This is a genomic window from Burkholderia sp. ABCPW 14, from assembly GCF_001523835.1.
Lineage (GTDB): Bacteria > Pseudomonadota > Gammaproteobacteria > Burkholderiales > Burkholderiaceae > Burkholderia > Burkholderia mayonis.
Genome location: NZ_LOVS01000096.1, coordinates 1 through 1,127, shown reverse-complemented (window position 1 = coordinate 1,127; position 1,127 = coordinate 1). Strand labels below are relative to the sequence as shown.

Below are 1,127 nucleotides of genomic sequence, written 5' to 3'. Positions count from 1 at the left end.
GGCGCTGTCGCCGTCGCAAGCGAAGCAATCAGCAAAGCCACGATAAGAAGGTGCGCAAGCCTCATGACATCAAAATCAATCCGGCCGTATAGATGGTCCCGACGACCACCACGAACTGAATGCAGTACCAAAGCATGATCAACTCTCCGATGCCGATTCCACGAAGCGCCGCAACGCGCGCATGCCGAACGCGATCGCCAATACCAGAAGCACCGCGCTACCAACAGCCATGCCCGCCTCGATGCCGCCCGAAACAGGCGCATCGCCCATCGCTCCATCGTTGACAAGCGTCAGGTGTGCGATCTGCTGCACACCGGCCGAGCCATCCGACAACGTGCACGGCACTTGAACGCCAACAACCGCTGAAGTGGGAGCCGCGCCGCACACGACCACATCGATTCCCTGCGCTGCGTGCGCACCCAAGGCGACGCCAACCAGCGCGACACACAGCAAGCGCTTCATTCGATCCGTTCCATGAAAAAGCCCCCGGCGCAACGAGGCATACCGGGGGCTATACGCGTCACACGATCAACGACCGATGAAGCCCTTGATCACGCGATAGCCGTACGTCACTGCCGCGAGCGCCAGCACGGCACCGCCGACGAGCACGACACTCGGGCCGATGCCATTGATCGAACTGACGACCGGCGCGACATCCATCATCGGCGTACCCGCGTCGGCCGCGAACGCACCCACGCTCGCGAGGCTCAGTGCTGCTGCAATCATCTTTTTCATGTGTGTTCTCTCTCAGGTTCCGGCCCAATCAAAAAGAGCCGTTCGCGCGGGCCAACTGCGAACAGCTCAAATTCCTTGACGGATTACGAGGCGGATGAAGCCGCACCCTTGGGGGCCGCAGTCGGTCGACCGAACGGCACCAACGACACGATGCGCGGTTCGAGCTTGCCTTCCATCGACTGCTGCAAAGCAAACTCCGCGAGATAGTCACCGGTCGGGGAATCTTTCAGCGCAGTCGGCAAATTGATCGTACCGACGAGGATTTGCTTACCCTCGCTGTTCTCCTGCTCGAGCACGCATTGGGCCGTGTGGATTTCCCACGGGTTGCCGGTGCGCTTCGAGATACCGCTACGGGCGATTACTTGGAGAATGGTCAACTTTTGCTTGCTCAT

The 1,127-nt window shown here is 60.2% G+C and carries 3 protein-coding genes; all 3 read right to left on the bottom strand.

Going from position 1 to position 1,127, the window contains the following annotated elements; genetic code table 11:
• Positions 1-138 precede the first annotated feature (138 nt).
• Positions 139-462 carry a hypothetical protein gene (locus tag WS62_RS14025; protein ID WP_066571580.1) on the bottom strand — a complete coding sequence of 108 codons (324 nt, stop codon included), beginning with the start codon at positions 460-462 and terminating at the stop codon, positions 139-141.
• 66 nt (positions 463-528) lie between these two features.
• Positions 529-735 (bottom strand): major capsid protein, encoded by a 207-nt coding sequence (locus tag WS62_RS14020; RefSeq protein WP_066571578.1) that lies wholly within the window; start codon positions 733-735, stop codon positions 529-531.
• An 83-nt stretch (positions 736-818) separates the two neighbouring features.
• The coding region (locus tag WS62_RS14015) for a cellulose synthase (protein WP_066571576.1) at positions 819-1,127 on the bottom strand (309 nt) is incomplete at its 5' end.

Bases quoted from the DNA above. Each gene is read 5' to 3' on its own strand.
- WS62_RS14025 (WP_066571580.1), bottom strand. From the start codon at position 462: ATGAAGCGCTTGCTGTGTGTCGCGCTGGTTGGCGTCGCCTTGGGTGCG.
- WS62_RS14020 (WP_066571578.1), bottom strand. From the start codon at position 735: ATGAAAAAGATGATTGCAGCAGCACTGAGCCTCGCGAGCGTGGGTGCG.